Source organism: Bacillus sp. T-10(2022), assembly GCF_056502895.1.
Genome location: NZ_CP113518.1, coordinates 2,633,452 through 2,652,598 on the forward strand (window position 1 = coordinate 2,633,452; position 19,147 = coordinate 2,652,598).

At 42.4% G+C, this 19,147-nt stretch carries 17 protein-coding genes; 16 read left to right on the forward strand and 1 reads right to left on the reverse strand.

Annotated elements, in window-relative coordinates; translation table 11 throughout:
• Positions 1 to 199: 199 nt before the first annotated feature.
• From OSJ91_RS12840 to OSJ91_RS12850, 3 genes are read left to right on the forward strand one after another with little or no spacing between them, the layout of a single operon-like run.
• Entirely contained in the window at positions 200 to 1,654 is a 1,455-nt protein-coding gene (locus tag OSJ91_RS12840) for a spore germination protein (protein WP_485891741.1), read from the forward strand.
• Positions 1,626 to 2,720, forward strand: a complete 1,095-nt coding sequence (locus OSJ91_RS12845; protein ID WP_485891742.1) for a GerAB/ArcD/ProY family transporter — start codon at positions 1,626 to 1,628, stop codon at positions 2,718 to 2,720. The genes OSJ91_RS12840 and OSJ91_RS12845 overlap by 29 nt, the downstream gene beginning before the upstream one ends.
• Positions 2,717 to 3,829 carry a Ger(x)C family spore germination protein gene (locus tag OSJ91_RS12850; RefSeq protein ID WP_485891743.1) on the forward strand — a complete coding sequence of 371 codons (1,113 nt, stop codon included), beginning with the start codon at positions 2,717 to 2,719 and terminating at the stop codon, positions 3,827 to 3,829. The genes OSJ91_RS12845 and OSJ91_RS12850 overlap by 4 nt, the downstream gene beginning before the upstream one ends.
• An 83-nt stretch (positions 3,830 to 3,912) precedes the next feature.
• On the opposite strand, the gene OSJ91_RS12855 is transcribed toward OSJ91_RS12850, so the two are convergent.
• The gene (locus OSJ91_RS12855) at positions 3,913 to 5,361 is read right to left on the reverse strand and encodes a flavin monoamine oxidase family protein (RefSeq protein WP_413020311.1); all 1,449 of its coding nucleotides are present in this window, start codon (positions 5,359 to 5,361) and stop codon (positions 3,913 to 3,915) included.
• Positions 5,362 to 5,721: 360 nt separating this feature from the next.
• Here OSJ91_RS12855 and OSJ91_RS12860 point away from each other — a divergent pair, with 360 nt between their 5' ends.
• The 13 genes from OSJ91_RS12860 to OSJ91_RS12920 all read left to right on the forward strand — a co-directional run bounded on the left by OSJ91_RS12860 (position 5,722) and on the right by OSJ91_RS12920 (position 19,124).
• Positions 5,722 to 7,083 (forward strand): cytochrome ubiquinol oxidase subunit I, encoded by a 1,362-nt coding sequence (locus OSJ91_RS12860; protein ID WP_350302518.1) that lies wholly within the window; start codon positions 5,722 to 5,724, stop codon positions 7,081 to 7,083.
• A 15-nt stretch (positions 7,084 to 7,098) separates the two neighbouring features.
• On the forward strand, positions 7,099 to 8,145 hold the full coding sequence (locus OSJ91_RS12865; protein WP_350302519.1) for a cytochrome d ubiquinol oxidase subunit II: 1,047 nt from the start codon (positions 7,099 to 7,101) through the stop codon (positions 8,143 to 8,145).
• A 28-nt stretch (positions 8,146 to 8,173) separates the two neighbouring features.
• On the forward strand, positions 8,174 to 8,929 hold the full coding sequence (locus tag OSJ91_RS12870) for a hypothetical protein (protein ID WP_485891744.1): 756 nt from the start codon (positions 8,174 to 8,176) through the stop codon (positions 8,927 to 8,929).
• Positions 8,930 to 9,136: 207 nt separating this feature from the next.
• Positions 9,137 to 9,748, forward strand: a complete 612-nt coding sequence (locus OSJ91_RS12875) for a TetR/AcrR family transcriptional regulator (protein ID WP_485891890.1) — start codon at positions 9,137 to 9,139, stop codon at positions 9,746 to 9,748.
• 60 nt (positions 9,749 to 9,808) lie between these two features.
• Positions 9,809 to 10,951 (forward strand): acyl-CoA dehydrogenase, encoded by a 1,143-nt coding sequence (locus OSJ91_RS12880; protein ID WP_350302521.1) that lies wholly within the window; start codon positions 9,809 to 9,811, stop codon positions 10,949 to 10,951.
• 124 nt (positions 10,952 to 11,075) lie between these two features.
• On the forward strand, positions 11,076 to 12,713 hold the full coding sequence (locus OSJ91_RS12885; RefSeq protein WP_485891891.1) for an AMP-binding protein: 1,638 nt from the start codon (positions 11,076 to 11,078) through the stop codon (positions 12,711 to 12,713).
• A 12-nt stretch (positions 12,714 to 12,725) separates the two neighbouring features.
• Positions 12,726 to 14,075 (forward strand): acetyl-CoA carboxylase biotin carboxylase subunit, encoded by a 1,350-nt coding sequence (locus OSJ91_RS12890; protein WP_485891745.1) that lies wholly within the window; start codon positions 12,726 to 12,728, stop codon positions 14,073 to 14,075.
• A 38-nt stretch (positions 14,076 to 14,113) separates the two neighbouring features.
• Positions 14,114 to 14,326 carry an acetyl-CoA carboxylase biotin carboxyl carrier protein subunit gene (locus OSJ91_RS12895; RefSeq protein ID WP_034312225.1) on the forward strand — a complete coding sequence of 71 codons (213 nt, stop codon included), beginning with the start codon at positions 14,114 to 14,116 and terminating at the stop codon, positions 14,324 to 14,326.
• A gap of 17 nt (positions 14,327 to 14,343) precedes the next feature.
• The gene (locus tag OSJ91_RS12900; RefSeq protein ID WP_350302523.1) at positions 14,344 to 15,243 is read left to right on the forward strand and encodes a hydroxymethylglutaryl-CoA lyase; all 900 of its coding nucleotides are present in this window, start codon (positions 14,344 to 14,346) and stop codon (positions 15,241 to 15,243) included.
• 19 nt (positions 15,244 to 15,262) lie between these two features.
• Entirely contained in the window at positions 15,263 to 16,045 is a 783-nt protein-coding gene (locus OSJ91_RS12905; protein ID WP_485891746.1) for an enoyl-CoA hydratase, read from the forward strand.
• A gap of 23 nt (positions 16,046 to 16,068) precedes the next feature.
• Positions 16,069 to 17,598, forward strand: coding sequence for an acyl-CoA carboxylase subunit beta (locus OSJ91_RS12910; RefSeq protein ID WP_350302525.1), 1,530 nt, complete (start codon positions 16,069 to 16,071; stop codon positions 17,596 to 17,598).
• 194 nt (positions 17,599 to 17,792) lie between these two features.
• Positions 17,793 to 18,557, forward strand: coding sequence for an NUDIX domain-containing protein (locus OSJ91_RS12915; protein WP_350302526.1), 765 nt, complete (start codon positions 17,793 to 17,795; stop codon positions 18,555 to 18,557).
• A 15-nt stretch (positions 18,558 to 18,572) separates the two neighbouring features.
• Positions 18,573 to 19,124 carry a cysteine hydrolase family protein gene (locus OSJ91_RS12920; protein WP_485891747.1) on the forward strand — a complete coding sequence of 184 codons (552 nt, stop codon included), beginning with the start codon at positions 18,573 to 18,575 and terminating at the stop codon, positions 19,122 to 19,124.
• Positions 19,125 to 19,147 lie beyond the last annotated feature (23 nt).

The following is a 19,147-nucleotide window of genomic DNA, read 5'->3' on the forward strand; positions in this document are numbered from 1 at the left end:
CTGCACTAAAGCTTATTATCCTAGCATTTGCAATTTAATTACAAATTAACCATTTTGGATGTTAATGTCGCTCGCTTCAGAAAGGAAAATCATTAAATAAATTGGTGTAAAAGCTGCCTCCATATCCTGTTCGCATAAAAAAATTGAAAATAGAGGAAACTGAAAAAATAAAAACCCCATTTAACCAAAGGAGTTCACCATGAAAAGTAAACCCTTGCATATTAAATTGGATCAAAAACAGGAAAAATTGAAATCTGAATTGCATATGCAGGCTGATGTATTTTTTAAACAGATATTCATTCCCGGTTACGAAGTTTCGGGATTATTCGTATTTGTCAATGGAACGATGGATTACCCTGCATTCAATGAGATAGTCCTGGATTTATCGGCTGCCCAGGTTGAAACCAGGCATCCAGTTTCAATCGAACAGCTGGTCATTTCCAAAATCTGTTCAGTCAGGGAACAGGATGTAGAAACATATGAAAAAGCCTTAGAGCATATTTTTGACGGGAAAACGCTTTTATTTATAGATGGAATGGTAGACGGTTATGTCTTGAATCTGGAAAAGGAAAAAACCCGTGCACTGGGTGAACCTTCGACAGAGAGGGTTGTCCGGGGACCGAAGCTTGGTTTTATCGAAAGTCTTCAGGAAAACATTGGCTTGATAAGGCAATATTCAAACCATCCAAACCTAATCGTCAAACAACAGAAGTTCGGGACGATGGAAAAACGGGAAGTTGCGTTGATCTATTATGAAGGAAAAGCTAGCGATTCATTGTTAAAAGAAGTGAATAAACGGATAACTGAAGTGAAAGCTACTGATCTCCAAGACTCGGGGATGCTTGAGGAATTAATTGAAGATACAGCGTTAACCCCTTTCCCGCAAATCCAGAATACGGAGCGACCCGATAAAGTATTGGCTGCATTGCAGGAGGGCAGGGTGGTCATCATGGTTGACGGCTCGCCATTTGCGCTGATGGCACCTACGACGATAACGATGCTGCTACAGTCACCGGATGATTATTATGAAAGATGGGTCGCAGGATCATTTTTACGTGTACTTCGCTATTTATCTTTATTTGTTACCGTATTTCTTTCAGGGATTTATATCTCCTTGGTTTCGTTCAACCCTGGATTGCTTCCGTCAGAACTGGCGATGACGATCGCGGGTACAAGGGAGAACGTGCCATTTCCGCCGTTTGTTGAAGCTATCATCATGGAAGTAACGATTGAACTGCTTCGCGAAGCAGGTATTCGGCTCCCGTCGCCCATTGGGCAAACGGTTGGATTGGTTGGCGGAGTCATTATTGGACAAGCGGCAGTTCAAGCCAATATTGTAAGTTCCCTCATGGTCATAATCGTTTCGATCACGACGATTACCTCTTTTACGGTACCACAATATAGCTTTGGACTGGCATTCAGGGCATTAAGGTTCGGGGCGATGATTTTTGCCGCCGTTTTAGGTTTATACGGAACCACATTATTCTTTATCATCGTTATCAGCCATTTGTCGAAATTGACCAGCTTCCAAGAACCTTATTTTCAACCAATGGATTTTATCGGTAAAAAGAGCTGGAAGGATGCGTTCCTGCGGTTACCGAAGCGGAAAAAGGGGAGGGATTCTTTTGAGCCAGTCCGACGGCAAAATTCTTAGTGGCGAATTGGCTGCGATCATTTCTTGCAGCATGTTAGGAATTGGAATGCTGACCCTTCCGAGGACGATAACGGAAAAAATCCAATCGAGCGATGGATGGATCGTCTTGATCTTAAATGGGATCGCTATTGCCCTTTTGATATGCTTATTTGTTGTACTGTTAAAAAAACATAAGGTAGCTAACTATTACACATACATGGAGGAGGCCTATGGAAAGTTGCTCTCCAAACTTATTGGATTGGTCGTGGTGGTGTACTTTATAGGCGTGGCCAGCTTTGAAGTTCTTGCGATGAGTGAAATGGTCCGGTTTTATTTGTTGGAGGAAACCCCGGTTGAAATCGTGATACTTTCCATGATTTTAGCGAGTGTGCATCTTTTGACAGGCAAAATAAAAGCCATAGCAAAGGCTTGTGTCTTCTTTCTTCCTTTGACAATAGTCATCGTCTTGCTCATTTATTTGTTCAGTCTCAGGGTAGTCGAGTTAAAAAACCTCCAGCCTGTTCTTGCGAAAGGACTTCTACCTGTCATGAAAGGAATGGGCTCTGGAACTTTGTCGTTTTTTGGAATTGAACTTTTCATCTTTTTGTTTGGCGTCGTGAAAAATCAAAACAAGATAAAAAGTGGCGTTTTAATCGGTTTTTTCATACCGCTGATTTTATATGTGATTACATATGTATTGGTAGTGGCTACACTGACTGTCCCGGAAGTCAAAGCAGTTACTTGGCCAACAATTTCTTTTATTCAGTCCTTTGAAGTAACAGGCATATTTTTAGAGCGTATGGAGCTATTTCTCTTAATCACTTGGATTCTTCAGTTTTTTTTAACACATGCGATTTACTATTACTTCGCAGCAGAAGGACTGACGAAAATTTTTAACAATTCATATACGACTAATCTCATTGTACTGGTTCCCGTCGTATTTTTTCTGGCCAAGGTTCCTAAAAATACAATCGAGATCTTTAAAATGAGTGATTTGCTTGGATATCTATTTCCGGTTATATTGATTGGCTTGCCATTTATTACATTCGTAATCGTTCAATTGAAAAGGAGTAGAAGAAGCGGATGAAAAGATTATGGTTGATCATGCTTATTCCTTTGCTTACAGGCTGTTGGGACAGTGAAAATATTGAAGAGTTATCCCTTGTAGTTGGAGTGGGGATCGATAAAAGCAAAAAGAAAGACGAAATCATGTTAACACAGCAAATTCTGGTGCCTCCAGGAAATAGTGTTCAGGAGAATCAAGCTAAATTAAAATATAAAAATGTTTCTGTCAGTGCCAAAACGCTGCATGAAGCAATAAGGGACTCATTGCTCATTACCAATACGGTATTAACCAATCATCAGCGTATCATCCTTATTAATGAAGATGTATTAAGGAAATTCCCGATGGAAGCGATCATTAATCAGTCAATACGCGATAATAATACAAGGAGGAGCTGTCATGTTTATTTAACAAAGAGACCGACGAAAGAAATTTTGGGACGATCCGAAGATGGGGAGATCCCTTCGAATGTAATCTATGAATTGAAAGATAATGAGAACAGAACGAATAAGATACTTCCGCCTTTAACACTGGGCAAAGCATCCTCAAATTTGCAATCAGATGGAAGCTTTGCCATTCAGGCCGTTGATATTAGGGGTGGGAAATTAATTTTGGAGGGTGCAGGGGTGATCAACAATTCAAAGTTGGTAGGGGTCATGAATGATGAGGATATAGCTGCATTAAATTGGTTGAACGGAGAGGTAAAGGGCGGAATAATCGAAGCGGTCCAACACGGTGAGCCTTTAAGTGTTGAAATAATTAATAGGACAAGGAGGAAGATCACGACGGAATTGAAAGGTGATCATTTGACGATCAATATTGAGGTCGGGTACACAGCAAGACTTTCGGAAGATTGGTATGGTAAGGAAAACTCATTTAAGGAAGGCTATTTAAAAGATGTTGAGCGTGTCGCCGAGGATGAAGTGAAAAAGGATGTCGAGAAAATCATATACAAATTACAGCATGAATATAAAACAGGAGTAGCAGGATTGTATCGTTATGTGGAAAATCAGCATCCAAAGTTTTGGGAGAAAAATAAGCAGAAATGGGACGAAATTTTCAGTAAAGCTGACATTAATTATGAAGTGGATTTAAGGATCGTAGACTTCGGTTCAAAAGGAGGGATAAAGTGACTGTTCATATGAAAGAAAACCTTCCAAAAAGGAAGGTTTTTTTGTCAATGCTCTTAAGTTAATTAAGCAAAGAAAAGGTCCATTCAAGGAACAGCGAATGTTCTAGGCAGATCCGTCACTTCATGTGCAACCCTGATGCCGGATTGAATGGCTCCTTCAATCCAAGCTGGTACGGTTGATGTATGCTCACCAGCGAAGTGGACCCTTCCTTCAGGGGTGGGGATGTATGGAAACAAGTCCGTTTCCTGACCAGGTTTAAACATGGAGAAAGCGCCGTAGGCATACTGATTCAGTGTCCAGCTATAAGAAGCTCCTGATAAAAAATGATCATATACTTGTTTTCCATGGATCACTGCCAAATTTTTCAATGCGTGTTGTATTCGGTCTTTTTCCGGAAGTATATCCCATAATGTAGCGTCATCTTCCCATGTATAACTTGCTAAGATGAGACCGGATTCACGCTGGTTGCTCGTTTGACTGGGGTAATAAGAGAACCTAATAGGTAAATCGGTCGTTAATTTACCGCCGAAGATTCCTTCCTTTTCCCAAAACCTATGCGTGAACTGAAGTCCAATTTTTGTGGATGCGGCATAATGAAGTTCCCTTATTGCCTTCCACTTATTATGGGAAAAGGAATTCCGGGGTTCAATATCTATAAATTGCAGTAATTGAAGAGGAATCGTCACGATCGCAAGGTCACCGGTAACCGTTAAGGGGTTTTGGCTTTGGGTATGTTTGGAATGGATGGTGACTTGATTATCATGTTGGATGATTTTTGTCACTTCATATCTGAAGTTTAAATTATCCCTCAATTCCGGTAGAAAAGCATATGGAAGCCGGTCGTTTCCTCCGTCGATTGAAAAAAACTTTACATCTGGATTAAAGAGCGGCATAAGCTCCCGAAGTATGGCCGGAAAAGAAAGTTCAGGGAATCCTTCTAAACCCATCAGGACTTTTATGCTTTCAATCGCCCCTGTTGATAGACTGATTCCGACTGGATTGTACTGCAAAAAGAAGCTCATGGAGTATTTATCAAACTCTTTAATGACTATTTCCCAATTTCTACGTGGGTTTTGAATGATGAAGTCAGTCACAGGCTTAATTGCCATGTTGAGTAATTCTTCAGCTGTTTTACCTCTTTCATGGGGAGCTACAGGGTACCTCAGTATATCCGGGTTCCGTTGATATATGGCAGCGGTCGTCTTGATTCCATTGGCATAAATGGGATCATTAGGAGTCGCATTCACAAAAGTGTTGACACGTAAACCATACTTCTTGATGTATTCAGCAACTAGGTAATGATAATTCGGAATGCGCATGGCACCGGCTTCAAGGTAGGAACCTTCTGAAAATGGCTCCCGTATGGTCAAAACACGCCCTCCAACCCTCCCGGTTGCTTCCAATATCGTTACATCGTGCCCCGCTTGTTTTAAAAGGGATGCTGCAACCAACCCAGACATTCCGGCACCAAGGATAATGATTTTTTTGGGGATTGGGGAAGGCCCCAGGCCATTTCTGATAACAGCCAGCATTTGATCGGGTGATAGCGGATCTTTGGAAAAGGACAAAGTGTTTTTCTCCTCTCTTGTAACACTTTCTATATGGGATTTAAGCTATCTTATTCCGATTGGGTCACCATTTATGAAGAATCTTCAATAATTTGTCATCCAAGTGCTTAGTGAAATTTTTTTAAGCGTATTGATGAAATCCACGTGATATATATTAGAAATAACCTCGATAGAATATCTAATAAACAATCAACCAAAAACATCATTAAGTAAAATGCTGACCTTCTGTAAAACCTATGAAAACTTAGTTTGTGGAATATTATTAAATATTTTCCTTTCCAGAGGAGATACTACCAAGAGACAAAGGTTAGAAAGGAAGACAGTATGGATCATATACAAATGGCCCGTGCGATGTTCGGGACGAATATGGCTGTACATATCATATTTGCAACGATCGGCGTCGGGTTGCCGATGATGATGTTGGCAGCGGAATTGATGTATCAAAGGACAAAGGATTTACAGTATGTCGTCATGGCTAAACGCTGGACGAAAACATTAGGAGTTTTACTTGGGGTCGGCATTCCGACTGGTACGATTGCTGGTGTGCAGCTGTCACTATTATGGCCTGGGTTCATGGAAGTGATTGGACGTGTCATGGCGCTTCCATTCCAGATCGAGATTTATGCATTCATGGTTGAAGCGCTGTTCATGTCAATCTACGTGTATGCAGCTGAAAAAATCAAGCCATGGGCCCGAATCGTCAGTTTATTCTTTGTTGCATTCGGAGCATTGGCTTCGGCTGTTTTGATTTCTAATGTCCATGCTTTTGAAGGTACACCTGCTGGGTTCCGGTTTGAAAATGGGGAAATCGTCGATGTCGATCCTTGGGCGGCATTTTTCAACCCAAGTTTCTTGGTGACGGCGGGACATACAGCCTTGACTGCTTATACTACAGGCGCTTTTGTCGTAGCGTCCGTTGCAGCCTATAAGATGCTGAAAAATAAATATGGCACTGCTGAATTTAATTTTCACCAAAAAGCACTGAGGCTTAGTCTTGTCTTGGGTTTGGTTTTTTCTTTTTTGACGGCATTGAACGGTCATGCGACTACACAGCATTTATATAGGGAACAGCCGGAAAAACTGGCGGCGGCAGAAGGGTTGTTTGAAACACAGGACCATGCCGGACTTACCTTGTTCGGTTATACCGATAGGGAAGCCCAGGAGGTGAAGTATGGGATTGAATTCCCATGGTTATTAAGCTTTCTATCTGGTAATAGCTTCGATACGGTCGTGACCGGTTTAAACGATTTTCCGGAAGAGTATTGGCCTCCGCTTTATGTCCATATCTTATTCAACGCAATGGTCATCATTGGTTCAGGCTTAATCGCGTTGGCACTGTTTGCATTGGTATGGAATAAATGGCTGAAAAAGGAGACATATCCGAAATGGATTCTTTGGCTGTTTGTTGCGTCAGGGCCGCTTTCGGTGATTTCAATTGAATGCGGTTGGATTTTTGCCTGTACAGGCAGACAGCCATGGACGATATACAGGATGCTGACGACGGAGGATTCAGTCACTTCGTACGAAAACCTTGGGTTTTTATTCACGATGTTCATTATTGTATATATCATTTTATGCGTTTCTGTCGTGTTTACACTTTTGTATTATTTCAAACGTCATTCCGTAATGGATGATATATATAAGGCCGAACAGAAAGATGTAAGGCTTTTCGATTCGAATTCATAAAAGGGGGGAAGGCGAATGAGTGATGCTCTTCTTGCAATAACACTGGTCTGGGGCTTTATTTTTCTTTATGCCATCATGGCCTCTATGGATTTCGGCGCTGGCTTCTGGGCAATGACTTACATTAAAAAGGAAGAAACGAATGCCACCAAGATCGCAAATAGCTATTTATCACCAACTTGGGAAGTGACCAATACTTTTGTCGTTGGTCTTGTCATTGCGATTTACAGTTTATTTCCAGGTGCGGTTTTCCCGATAGGGGTAGCCTTGATCGTTCCCGCGAGCCTGATACTTGTCCTGCTATGTATTAGGAGTGCTTTCTTGGTTTTCTCTCATAGCGTAGACAAATATGAAAAAGCGTTAACGTATATTTCAGGGTTGACGGGATTGATCATACCTGGGCTATTAATCAGCGTATTGCCAATCACCCATCTTGGATTTGTAGAAGGCGCGAGAGGAAATGAAGAATTGAATCTATTTAAACTTTTCACGAGTCCGAATGAGTATGCATTTGTGGGGTTCGGAATTATGAGCACGCTTTTTTTATCATCTTTGCTCCTGTCCGATTACTCAAAGCAGGCTGATGAAATGAAAGCATACAAAATATATCGCAGGGATGCGATGATAACGGGACCGCTTATGTTGGTCATGGCTTTGTTGGTTATGCTCACGTTAAGAAACGAAGCGAATTGGATCTACCAAGGAATGATGAAAAATTCTGGATTGTTATTCGTCTCGCTCATTTTTTTCATCATTAGCGGGATAGCACTGTACTTACCCTATTTTTCCAAGCGGGAGGTTAAAGGGATGCCCCGCCTCGCTGTAATAGCGATCATCATACAGTATTTAATTGGCAGTTATGTTTATGGTATCGCACATTTACCTTATATCATATATCCAAATGTCACAATTCTTTCAGGATTTACCGATCCAACCTCATTCCGGGCCGTGTTTGCCACATATATCGTGGGCTTTGCGATATTAGTGCCAGGGTTCTATTATTTCTGGTCCATCTTCATGAAAGATCAGCGTCGAAAGTTCAAGCGGCGACAAATGTCAAATTAGTTCATCTTTGAAAAGAGAGGTTATCACTATGAAAAAGTTAGATCTGCTAAAATATGCGGTTTTAGTCATCTCACTATTTTTGAGCTATCAAGCGGTGGAAGCGCATGATAAAAATTTTCAGGTAGATGGCACATATATATCAACAAAAAGAGATGTAACAGGTGACCAGAAAATAGACATCATCCAGGTTCAGGGACTGCCATTTGAGGAAGGAAGCAAATTTCTGAAGAAAATTGAGTTAAGTGTGGAAAGCAATCGCCGTACAATCAACGTCCCGCTTGAAGCTGGGTATAATCCAGATCTAAAGGTTGCCGACTTGAATAATGATGGAGTCCAGGATGTATTGGTCACGGTTTTGATGGAAGGCAGGGAACGGTTGATATCCAGTTACGCCTATACGTTCAAGGATGGAAAAGTGAAGGAACTGGAAGTGCCGCCATCCGTCCCCGTAATCGCACAATTTCTTGACGGATACAAAGCGGAAATCATCATCGAAGGTCAAAAGCCTGTGGTGATAGATGTCAGTTCCAGAAAACAAGCGTATGATGAATTGGGCATTTATCGAAATGGAAAACTAAATGAACCGACAGAGCTTTTGGTTGATCCATACTCCTCATTGGACCCCAAGACCGTTTTTGGAAAAGGAAAATCACTTATGGGAGTCCAAAACGTAAAAGGGTCCGATGAACCTGTTCCGATTTTGAAGATCAAATCAATATGGAAGTATGACAATGGATGGCAGCTTGTAAAAGCCCAGGTTAAACCGGTCAATGGTAGTGAATGACATGGTATCGACTGCTTCTTAAATAAACTAGGTTGACAGCTCTTGGTTTTGAGGGCTGTTTTTTTGTTGATAATTAAAAATTGACAATTTTTAAATATTTGGTAAAATCTAAATAAATCCAGTTAACTACATAACCACATCTCTTTATGTTGTTAAATGTAAGCGGATACAAGAAGGGGGTGCAGTCTTACGGAGTTAAAAGAAAAAATAATTGAAACATCGTTGACGCTCTTTGATCAGCATGGTTTTCATGGTGTCTCCGTTAACGAAATCGTTAAGGCTTGCGGAACTAGCAAGGGTGGTTTTTATCACCATTTCTCTTCCAAAGATGAACTTTTATTTGTCATCCATGATTACTTTATTTCATATGTTTTAACAAAAGCACAGGAAGCCATCTCAGAAAGTACCCATCCAACAGAAAAAATGCAAAAGATCATTCAATCATTTGTTAAAGTTTTTGACCTCTATAAACCACACATCTCAGTTTTCTATCAAGAAAGCATTTACTTAAAACCGCCCTATGTTGAAGCAATCAAAAAAAAGCGTCAAATATATAAAGAAATCATTTTTTCCGTTATCAAAGAAGGTATTGACAAGGGAGTTTTCCGCAGCGAATTACCAGTGGAAATTACCGGAATGTCAATTCTGGGCATGGTGAACTGGTCCTACAAATGGTACAAAAGGGACGGTGGAAAAACGATTGATGAAATCGGTGATATTTACGTAGATTTAATTCTGAATGCCCTATTGATAGATATACAAAAAGAAGCGGAAATCACCCAGCCATTTTTACTGAAGAACCAAGTTGTTGTGGATTAAACAATAAACTTGATTTGCACAGACCAACTAGTCGGTCTCAATAGAAAGGGGAATGAATAAATGGATTTTTCACTTACAAAAGAACAGCAGATGATTAAGGAAATGGTTAGGGAATTTGCCGAAAAGGAAATTAAACCCATTGCGATAGAGTTGGATGCAAAGTCCATGTTTGCGGAGGATGTATTCAAAAAAATGGGGAAACTCGGGTTGCTTGGAATTCCGTTTCCTGAAGAATATGGCGGTTCGGGCGGAGATACGATTTCGTATGCCATTGCAGTTGAAGAGGTTGGGAAGGCATGCGGGGGAACCGGCTTAAGTTATGCAGCAGCCGTTTCGCTCGGGGCAAGTCCAATTTACTATTTTGGAACCGAAGAACAGAAGCAAAAATACCTGGTTCCAATCACGACCGGTGAAACCCTGGCAGCTTTCGGGTTAACAGAGCCTAATGCGGGTTCCGATGCTGGCGGTACAAGAACGACTGCCGTGTTGGAGGGTGATGAATATGTGATTAATGGCGAGAAAACATGGATAACAAATGCCAGCTATTCAAGAACGGTTACCGTCACGGCTGTATCGGGCAAAGATTCCAAGGGCAAAAATATCATCTCGGCATTCATCGTGCCAACCGATACCCAAGGGCTAACGATCAATAGCAATTATGAAAAAATGGGAGTTCGAGCTTCCAATACTTGTGAAATCATTCTGGATAATGTCCGGGTGCCAAAGGAAAACTTATTGGGAGATCCAGACAAAGGGTTCAAACAATTCTTATTCACGCTTGATGGAGGAAGGATTTCCATTGCAGCTTTGGCCGTCGGTATCGCTCAGGCTGCCTTTGATAGAGCTTTAGCTTTTTCAAAAGAGCGCATTCAATTCGGTAAAACCATATCAAATTTCCAGGCCATTCAATTCAAGCTTGCAGATATGGCGATGGAAATTGAATTGGCGAGGAATATGGTATATAAGGCTGCATGGTTAAAAGACAATAAAAAGCCTTTTGCAAAGGAAGCGGCATACGCCAAGCTTTTTGCAAGTGAGACCGCGTTCCGGTCCAGCAATCAAGCGATTCAAATACACGGCGGCTCTGGTTACATGCGCGAATATGAGGTGGAACGCTATTTAAGAGATGCTAAGTTATTGGAGATTGGTGAAGGTACATCCGAAATTCAAAGACTCGTTATCGCCAGGCAATTAGGCTGTTAATCTTTACGGAACGTAAAATGAACAATGATGCTTGCGTTCATTTTGGTGAAAAGCAGATGTTATCTATACAGCAAAAAGCGTTCAATCTTACTTTTATTTGATTAGGAGGAGTTTGATGTCTGATTTGCTAGATGTTACTATCGGAAAACTGCTTGAAAGGACAGCTGAACAATATGGTGATAATGAAGCGGTTGTGTACCATGAACTAGGCCTGCGCCATTCTTATCGCGAATTTGAAAAGATTTGCCGAAAGGCGGCCAGGGGGTTCATGTCACTAGATATTAAAAAAGGGGAACATATCGCCATTTGGGCATCCAATAAACCGGAATGGCTTATATCCCAATTTTCGACCGCGAAAATGGGCGGTGTGCTGGTAACGGTCAATACTAATTACCGCACAAGTGAACTGGAATACCTGCTCAAGCAATCCGATTCGACGACGATCATCCTGATGGAACAATATAAGGATCATTCATATATAGATACGCTGTACGAAATCGTTCCTGAATTGAAAAATGCAGAACCAGGAAAATTACAATCTGAGAAACTGCCAAAATTGAAAAATATCATCGTTTTAGGTGAAAAGCGTTATCCCGGAACGTTTTCGTGGGATGAAGTCATTAGCGGGAGCGAATCCGTTTCGGAGGAATCGCTGGACATGAGAATGGAGGAATTGGCTCCCGGTGATGTGATTAATATGCAATATACATCAGGGACGACAGGATTTCCAAAAGGAGTGATGCTGACTCATTCCAACTTGGTCAATAACGGATTGAATGTCGCGGAGTGTATGAAGCTTACCGAAGCTGACCGGCTTTGCATCCCGGTTCCGTTTTTTCATTGTTTCGGCTGTTCCCTTGGCACGATGGCCTCTGTTTCTGTAGGGGCAACAATGGTGCCGATCGTGGAATTTAATCCACGAGTTGTCCTTCAGACAGTTGAAGCCGAAAAATGTACGGGGCTTCATGGTGTACCGACGATGTTCATTGCTGAACTTAATCTCGATGACTTTGACCAGTATGATTTAAGTTCGTTACGGACTGGTATCATGGCAGGATCCACTTGTCCGATCGAAGTCATGAAAAGCGTGGTGAATAAGATGGGCATCTCGGAAATTACGATTACTTATGGTCAAACGGAATCTTCTCCAGGAATTACGATGACAAGAACGGACGATCCGATCGAACTTCGTGTTTCCTCAGTGGGAAGGGCTTTGCCGAAAGTGGAAGTGAAAATTGTCGATCCAGCTAATGGGGAAGAAGTCCAGCGGGGCAAACAGGGTGAACTCTGTTCGAGGGGATACCATGTAATGAAGGGATATTATAATAACCCGGAAGCCACTGAGCAGGCGATTGACCGGGAAGGCTGGCTTCATACGGGAGATTTGGCGGTGATGGATGAAAGGGGTTATTGCAAGATTACAGGCCGGCTGAAAGATATGATCATTCGCGGAGGGGAAAATATTTACCCCCGTGAGATTGAAGAATTCCTCTATCAACATCCTGCAATTGTCGATGTCCAGGTACTCGGCGTTCCAGATCAGAAGTACGGCGAAGAGGTAGCGGCATGGATCATTTTGAAAGCAGGAGAAACCCTTACGGAGAAAGAATTGATAGAGTATTGCAAAGGGAAAATATCTTTTCATAAAATTCCCCGGTACATTCAATTTACCGATGCTTATCCAATGACAGCATCCGGAAAAATCCAAAAGTATAAGCTTCGGCAACAAACTCTTGACCTACTATCGGAAGGCACTAAATAAGGAGGATATCGAATGATTCGAAAAATTCTTATCGCAAACAGGGGAGAAATAGCATCACGCATTATTCGTACATGCAGGAAGCTGGGGATACATACTGTCGCTGTCCATTCGGAAGCTGATTCGGATTCGCCATTTGTGGGATTGGCGGATGAGGCATATTTACTGGGTGGCCCGAGAGTACAGGAAAGCTATTTAAACGTCAATAAGATTTTGGAAATAGCTAAGGAAACCGGAGTGGAGGCCATTCATCCTGGATATGGATTTCTTAGTGAAAATGCAGATTTCGCACGTTCATGCGAAGAAGCCGGCTTGATATTCATTGGTCCCAAACCAGAGATCATCCAGCAGATGGGCAATAAAGTCGAGGCGAGGAAAAAGATGGAGCAAGCGGGACTTCCATTGGTGCCTGGATTTTCACGTCCGTTAATTGATAGTGCGGAAGCGGCAGCCGTTGCCGAAAAAATTGGCTACCCAGTCATGTTAAAAGCAGCAGCAGGCGGCGGGGGAATCGGCATGCAGGCGGTTGCTAATGAAGATGAACTGACCAAAGCCTTCGAGGGGAATCAAAAACGTGCCCAATTGTTTTTTGGCAATGGAGATATGTTCATAGAAAAATTGATTGAGAAGCCTCGTCATATCGAAATTCAGGTATTGGCGGATTCCTTTGGGAATGCTGTTTACTTATGGGAAAGGGAATGCTCCGTTCAAAGGCGCCACCAGAAGGTCGTGGAAGAGGCTCCCTCTTCTTTCCTTGACGAAGAAACAAGAAACAGGATGGGAATGGCTGCAGTGAAGGCAGTAAAATCCATCGGTTATAGCAATGCGGGCACCCTCGAATTTTTAGTTGATGCAAATAAAAATTTTTATTTCCTGGAAATGAATACACGCCTTCAGGTGGAGCATCCTGTCACCGAAGAAATTACGGGGCTGGATTTGGTTGAACAGCAAATTAATATTGCATCTGGAAAAAAATTGGAATTTACGCAAAGTGAGATTAAACAGGATGGACACTCCATTGAAGTGCGCATATATGCTGAAGATCCGAAAACCTTTTATCCAGCACCAGGAAAAATCACAAGCATGGAACTTCCGGAAGGTGAAGGGATCCGTCATGAATTGGCTGTTCATGGAACTTCGGTCGTATCCCACTTTTATGATCCGATGATCGCCAAATTGGTGGTGAGCGGCGATTCAAGGGATAAAGCGATCGAGAGATTAAGAGAAGCGCTCGCAAACTATAAAATAGAAGGAATTAAAACAAACCTTCCTTTGCTGATGGAAATCATTTCTCATGAAGCTTTTTCCCAAGGAGATACGACTACGGATTTCATTGCAAAATATATAAAAAAATTGACTGTATAACGCATATCTTAAAACATAATGATCAGGAGGAATGTAAGATGGCAGAATTAAAGGCAAGCATGGCAGGAAGCGTTTGGAAAATCGTGGCGAACGAGGGGCAAAGTGTAACCGATGGACAGGATATCATTATCTTGGAATCTATGAAAATGGAAATCCCCATTGCAGCCGAGGAAGCTGGCACCATTAAAGAACTTAAAGTGAATGAGGGGGATTTCGTAAATGAGGGCGACGTTTTGGCCGTCATTGAATAAAGGGACGGAGGGGTAAGATGAATTGGCCTGAAAAAGTGACAATTAAGGAAGTGGGTCCGCGCGACGGGCTGCAAAATGAAAAGGTCATGATACCTGCACAAAGCAAAATGGATTGGATCGATCAGCTCTCTGATACAGGATTATCTTATATAGAGGTGACTTCTTTCGTCCATCCAAAGTGGATTCCCCAATTGAGTGATGCCGCCCTGGTGGCTAAGGGAATAAAGCGCAATCCCGGTATCACTTATGCGGCCCTTGTACCCAATCAAAGAGGACTGGAGTCGGCCCTTGAAGCCAATATCGATGAAATTTCCGTGTTCATGTCATCCAGTGAAACGCATAATCTTAAAAATATCAATAAGTCGATTTCCGATACCTTTCCAATAATGAAGGATGTCATCGGGACAGCAGCTAACAGCGGGAAAACGGTTAGGGGCTATATTTCAACCGTTTTCGGCTGTCCTTATGAAGGGGAGGTTTCGATCGAACAGGTTTTCCGTGTTTGTGATCAACTTTTTGACTATGGAATCAATGAAGTCTCACTGGGTGATACCATTGGGGTCGCTTCTCCAAGACAGGTTGCACTGTTCCTTGAACAGGCTGTAAAAAGATATGATATAAGCCGGATTGCCCTCCATTTTCATGATACAAGGGGAATGGCACTCGCAAATGTTCTTGAATCACTTAATTATGGTGTGGACACTTTCGACTCTTCGCTCGGAGGTTTAGGAGGATGCCCGTATGCACCAGGTGCGAGCGGAAACGTGGCAACGGATGACCTGATTCATATGCTACATAAAATGGGAATTCACACGGGAATCAATCCAGAAAAACTAATGAAGGCTGCGGCCATGATGCAAAGCTTTTTGGAAAAACCATTGCCAAGCCATCAGATGGCTGTTTATAACGCACAATAAGAGAAATTGAGGTGAATTTATGACTTCATTAGTTGAAATAAGTACTGAGGAAAAGGGAATTGCCCTCGTGACTTTGAATCGGCCGGATGCTGCTAATGCCTTATCCACGGAATTGCTTCATTGCTTGGTTGAAGTGCTCGAGGAATTGAAAAGTGATTCCAATTTACGAACAGTCATTATAACTGGGTCAGGTGAAAAGGCGTTTTGTGCAGGTGCGGACCTTAAGGAACGAGCAGGTATGAATGAGGATAAAGTCAGGGAGACAGTCAAGTTGATTGGAGATACGATTACGGCTGTGGAAAACCTTCCAGTTCCGGTCATCGCCGCGATTAACGGTTCGGCTTTTGGCGGAGGGCTGGAGTTGGCACTCGCTTGTGACATACGAATCGCATCTGAAACGGCGAAGGTGGGACTGACAGAAACATCGTTAGGCATCATCCCAGGCGCCGGCGGTACACAGCGACTGCCGCGTATAGTCGGAATGCCGACAGCGAAAGAACTGATTTATACGGCTAGGAGATTGGATGCAAAAACGGCACATGCCTTGAAAATCATCAGTCATGTATATTCACCCCAACATTTACTTGAGGAAGCGAAAAAATTGGCTAAGGAAATTGCGGTCAATGCCCCATTGGCACTCCGGGCTGCAAAAGCGGCGATCAATCAAGGGGCTGAGACTGATTTGAAATCAGGATTGCAAATTGAAAAAGACTGCTATCAGACAACTTTAAAAACCCGTGACCGACTGGAGGGTCTGTCAGCATTCAAGGAAAAGCGCAAACCCGTATTTAAGGGTCAATGATTTCAATTGAAGGAGGAACAGGGATGGTAACGACGGATAAACTAACCGAAACGGTTGAGACGATTAAAAAAGGCGGTTTAGAAAAATATCATCAAAAAAACGCTGAAAAAGGAAAGCTTTTCGTACGTGAACGGCTCGAGCTGCTTTTCGATGAAGGGGTTGAAATAGAGGACGCTTTCTTTGCAAATTGTGCCAGTGATGGTCTGCCTGCCGATGGTGTGGTTACAGGCATAGGGAAAATCAATGGTCAGAGGGTCTGTGTCATGGCCAATGATTCGACTGTAAAAGCTGGTTCTTGGGGAGCAAGAACCGTCGAGAAAATCATTCGCATTCAGGAAACAGCTGAAAAGTTACAGCTGCCCCTTCTTTATTTAGTCGATTCTGCCGGGGCACGAATTACAGATCAAGTAGAAATGTTTCCGGGACGCCGCGGAGCAGGACGCATCTTTTACAACCAAGTGAAGTTATCAGGAAAAGTCCCGCAAATTTGTCTATTGTTCGGTCCGTCTGCCGCCGGCGGGGCATATATTCCTGCTTTTTGTGATATCGTCGTAATGGTTGATGGCAATGCATCCATGTATTTAGGTTCACCGAGAATGGCAGAAATGGTCATTGGCGAAAAGGTGAGTGAAGAGGAAATGGGCGGGGCGAAAATGCATTGTTCCGTTTCAGGATGCGGGGATGTGCTTGTCAAGTCAGAAGAAGAATCGATCGCGTTTGCGCGCAGGTACTTAAGCTATTTTCCAGGAAATTATCAAGAAAGGCCGAAAAGCGTAAAACCTGAGCTGCCTGCGGATTTTGAAAAAACGTTGGAAGAACTGATTCCTAAAAATCAGAATGCAGCCTTCAATATGTATGACCTGATCGATAGGATTATAGACAGGCAATCGTTTTGTGAAATCAAGAAGCTATTTGCCCCTGAATTAATCACTGGGCTTGCAAGGCTAAATGGACAAACGATAGGGATCATAGCCAATCAGCCGCGTGTCAAGGGCGGCGTCCTGTTCCATGATTCAGCTGATAAGGCAGCCAAGTTCATCAATTTATGTGATGCTTTCCATATACCGTTGTTGTTCCTGGTGGATATTCCAGGATTCATGATTGGGACGAAGGTCGAACGGGCAGGGATCATTCGCCATGGTGCGAAAATGATTTCGGCCATGAGTGAAGCCACGGTTCCCAAGATTTCTGTCATTGTCCGTAAGGCTTATGGTGCTGGACTATACGCGATGGCCGGTCCAGCTTTTGAACCGGACTGCGTTTTAGCTTTACCGACGGCATTGATAGCGGTCATGGGGGCAGAAGCTGCGGTCAATGCAGTCTATGCCAATAAAATCAATGCAATGGAACCAGAAGAGCGTCCTAAATTCATCGAACAGAAGCGCAATGAGTATAATGAAGACATCGATATTTACCGCTTAGCCTCCGAGATGATTGTTGATGGCATCATTCAGCCAAATGACCTGCGTGATGAATTGAGCGCCCGCTTTGAAGCGTATAGCAGTAAGCAATTGACATTTACCGATCGTAAACATGGGGTCTATCCCGTTTAAAGAATTCAATAAACAAGCCCGGTCATCATGACCGGGCTTGTTTTCATGTAATAAAATAAATGATTATTTAAATAATTAGAAAATTTTTCTGATTTAGAGTTGCTAAATCACACAAGGAAGAGTACTATAATTAGTAATTAATGATTTACTAATTACTTGAATTCCAAACTTAGTGAAAGAAAGTGAGAGTTGCCATGGCTCAGCACGAAAAAAAGAAATATATTACACCAGATGGATACACCGCAGATATTGCGATCTTTACTATTACAACAAAGAAAACGGCAGAGAAAGCCCCGCCTGAAATGTTTTTGAAGCTATTATTAATCAAACGCGCCACAAAAGATAAGGAAGGAAGCCCCAATGTTGAAGGAGATAAATGGGCTTTACCTGGAGGCTTTGTCAATGCTGGCGAGACTGCCTATGAAGCAGCCAAACGAGAATTGAAAGAAGAAACGGGCGTAGCTGGATTCCATGTCAAGCATTTCGGGGTTTATGACCGGCCAGGACGAGATTCCAGGGGCTGGATCATTTCCAATGCTTTTTATGCCATTGTCCAGGAAGAGTTTCTTCATCAAAGGAAAGCGAATGACGACGCAGCCGAGGTTGAATTGTTCACAATTCAGGAAGCTTTACAATTAGATCTTGCATTCGATCATTATACAATTATTAACGATGCGATGAATTTAATGAAAAAAGAAATGGTGCAAACGACGATAGCCCAAAAATTCCTGCCGGATGAATTTACACTTTCTGAGCTGCAACGGGTTTTGCTGACAGCCAGAGATGATGCAAAAATCAGTGCAGACTCACTTTTTTATGCAAAAGCCCCGAAGCTCCCGTTTTTGGAGAAAGTCTTGGATGAAAAAGGAATGCAGAAGAAAACGAAACGGAATTCGTATCGGCCTTCACAGCTTTACCGATTTAATGCAGAGGTTGTCATGGACTCTATTTACTATTGAGGGGGAATTGGTGATATGGGGAAAAAGGCATTGATCAATATAGATTATACGTATGACTTCGTGGCGGATAGGGGTTCATTGACCTGCGGGAAGCCAGGTCAGGATATCGAGAAGGAATTAGTCAATATAACCAGGGATTTTATCAAACACGGCGAATATACAGTATTCGCGATTGATTTACATGAAGAAGGAGACCGCTTACATCCCGAATCGAATTTGTTTCCACCGCATAATATTAGCGGTACAATGGGTAGAGACCTATACGGGGCGTTAAAAGAGGAATATGAAACTAATAAAAATCAAAAGAATGTTCATTATATAGATAAAACACGTTATTCGGCCTTTGCAGGAACGGACCTTGATATCCGCCTGCGGGAACGTCACATCACCGATGTATATTTAGTCGGGGTTTGTACAGATATCTGTATTTTGCATACGGCAATCGACGCTTATAATCTAGGCTATAATATCTTTGTATATGAAAAAGCAGTGGCCTCGTTCAATGATGCCGGTCACCATTGGGCGCTTGGACATTTTAAAGGATCTCTTGGAGCAACCATTCTATAATATCCATTCAAGCAACAGAATAG

Bases quoted from the DNA above. Each gene is read 5' to 3' on its own strand.
- OSJ91_RS12840 (WP_485891741.1), top strand. From the start codon at position 200: ATGAAAAGTAAACCCTTGCATATTAAATTGGATCAAAAACAGGAAAAA.
- OSJ91_RS12850 (WP_485891743.1), top strand. From the start codon at position 2,717: ATGAAAAGATTATGGTTGATCATGCTTATTCCTTTGCTTACAGGCTGT.
- OSJ91_RS12855 (WP_413020311.1), bottom strand. From the start codon at position 5,361: ATGCTGGCTGTTATCAGAAATGGCCTGGGGCCTTCCCCAATCCCCAAA.
- OSJ91_RS12860 (WP_350302518.1), top strand. From the start codon at position 5,722: ATGGATCATATACAAATGGCCCGTGCGATGTTCGGGACGAATATGGCT.
- OSJ91_RS12865 (WP_350302519.1), top strand. From the start codon at position 7,099: ATGAGTGATGCTCTTCTTGCAATAACACTGGTCTGGGGCTTTATTTTT.
- OSJ91_RS12870 (WP_485891744.1), top strand. From the start codon at position 8,174: ATGAAAAAGTTAGATCTGCTAAAATATGCGGTTTTAGTCATCTCACTA.
- OSJ91_RS12880 (WP_350302521.1), top strand. From the start codon at position 9,809: ATGGATTTTTCACTTACAAAAGAACAGCAGATGATTAAGGAAATGGTT.
- OSJ91_RS12890 (WP_485891745.1), top strand. From the start codon at position 12,726: ATGATTCGAAAAATTCTTATCGCAAACAGGGGAGAAATAGCATCACGC.
- OSJ91_RS12895 (WP_034312225.1), top strand. From the start codon at position 14,114: ATGGCAGAATTAAAGGCAAGCATGGCAGGAAGCGTTTGGAAAATCGTG.
- OSJ91_RS12900 (WP_350302523.1), top strand. From the start codon at position 14,344: ATGAATTGGCCTGAAAAAGTGACAATTAAGGAAGTGGGTCCGCGCGAC.
- OSJ91_RS12905 (WP_485891746.1), top strand. From the start codon at position 15,263: ATGACTTCATTAGTTGAAATAAGTACTGAGGAAAAGGGAATTGCCCTC.
- OSJ91_RS12910 (WP_350302525.1), top strand. From the start codon at position 16,069: ATGGTAACGACGGATAAACTAACCGAAACGGTTGAGACGATTAAAAAA.
- OSJ91_RS12915 (WP_350302526.1), top strand. From the start codon at position 17,793: ATGGCTCAGCACGAAAAAAAGAAATATATTACACCAGATGGATACACC.
- OSJ91_RS12920 (WP_485891747.1), top strand. From the start codon at position 18,573: ATGGGGAAAAAGGCATTGATCAATATAGATTATACGTATGACTTCGTG.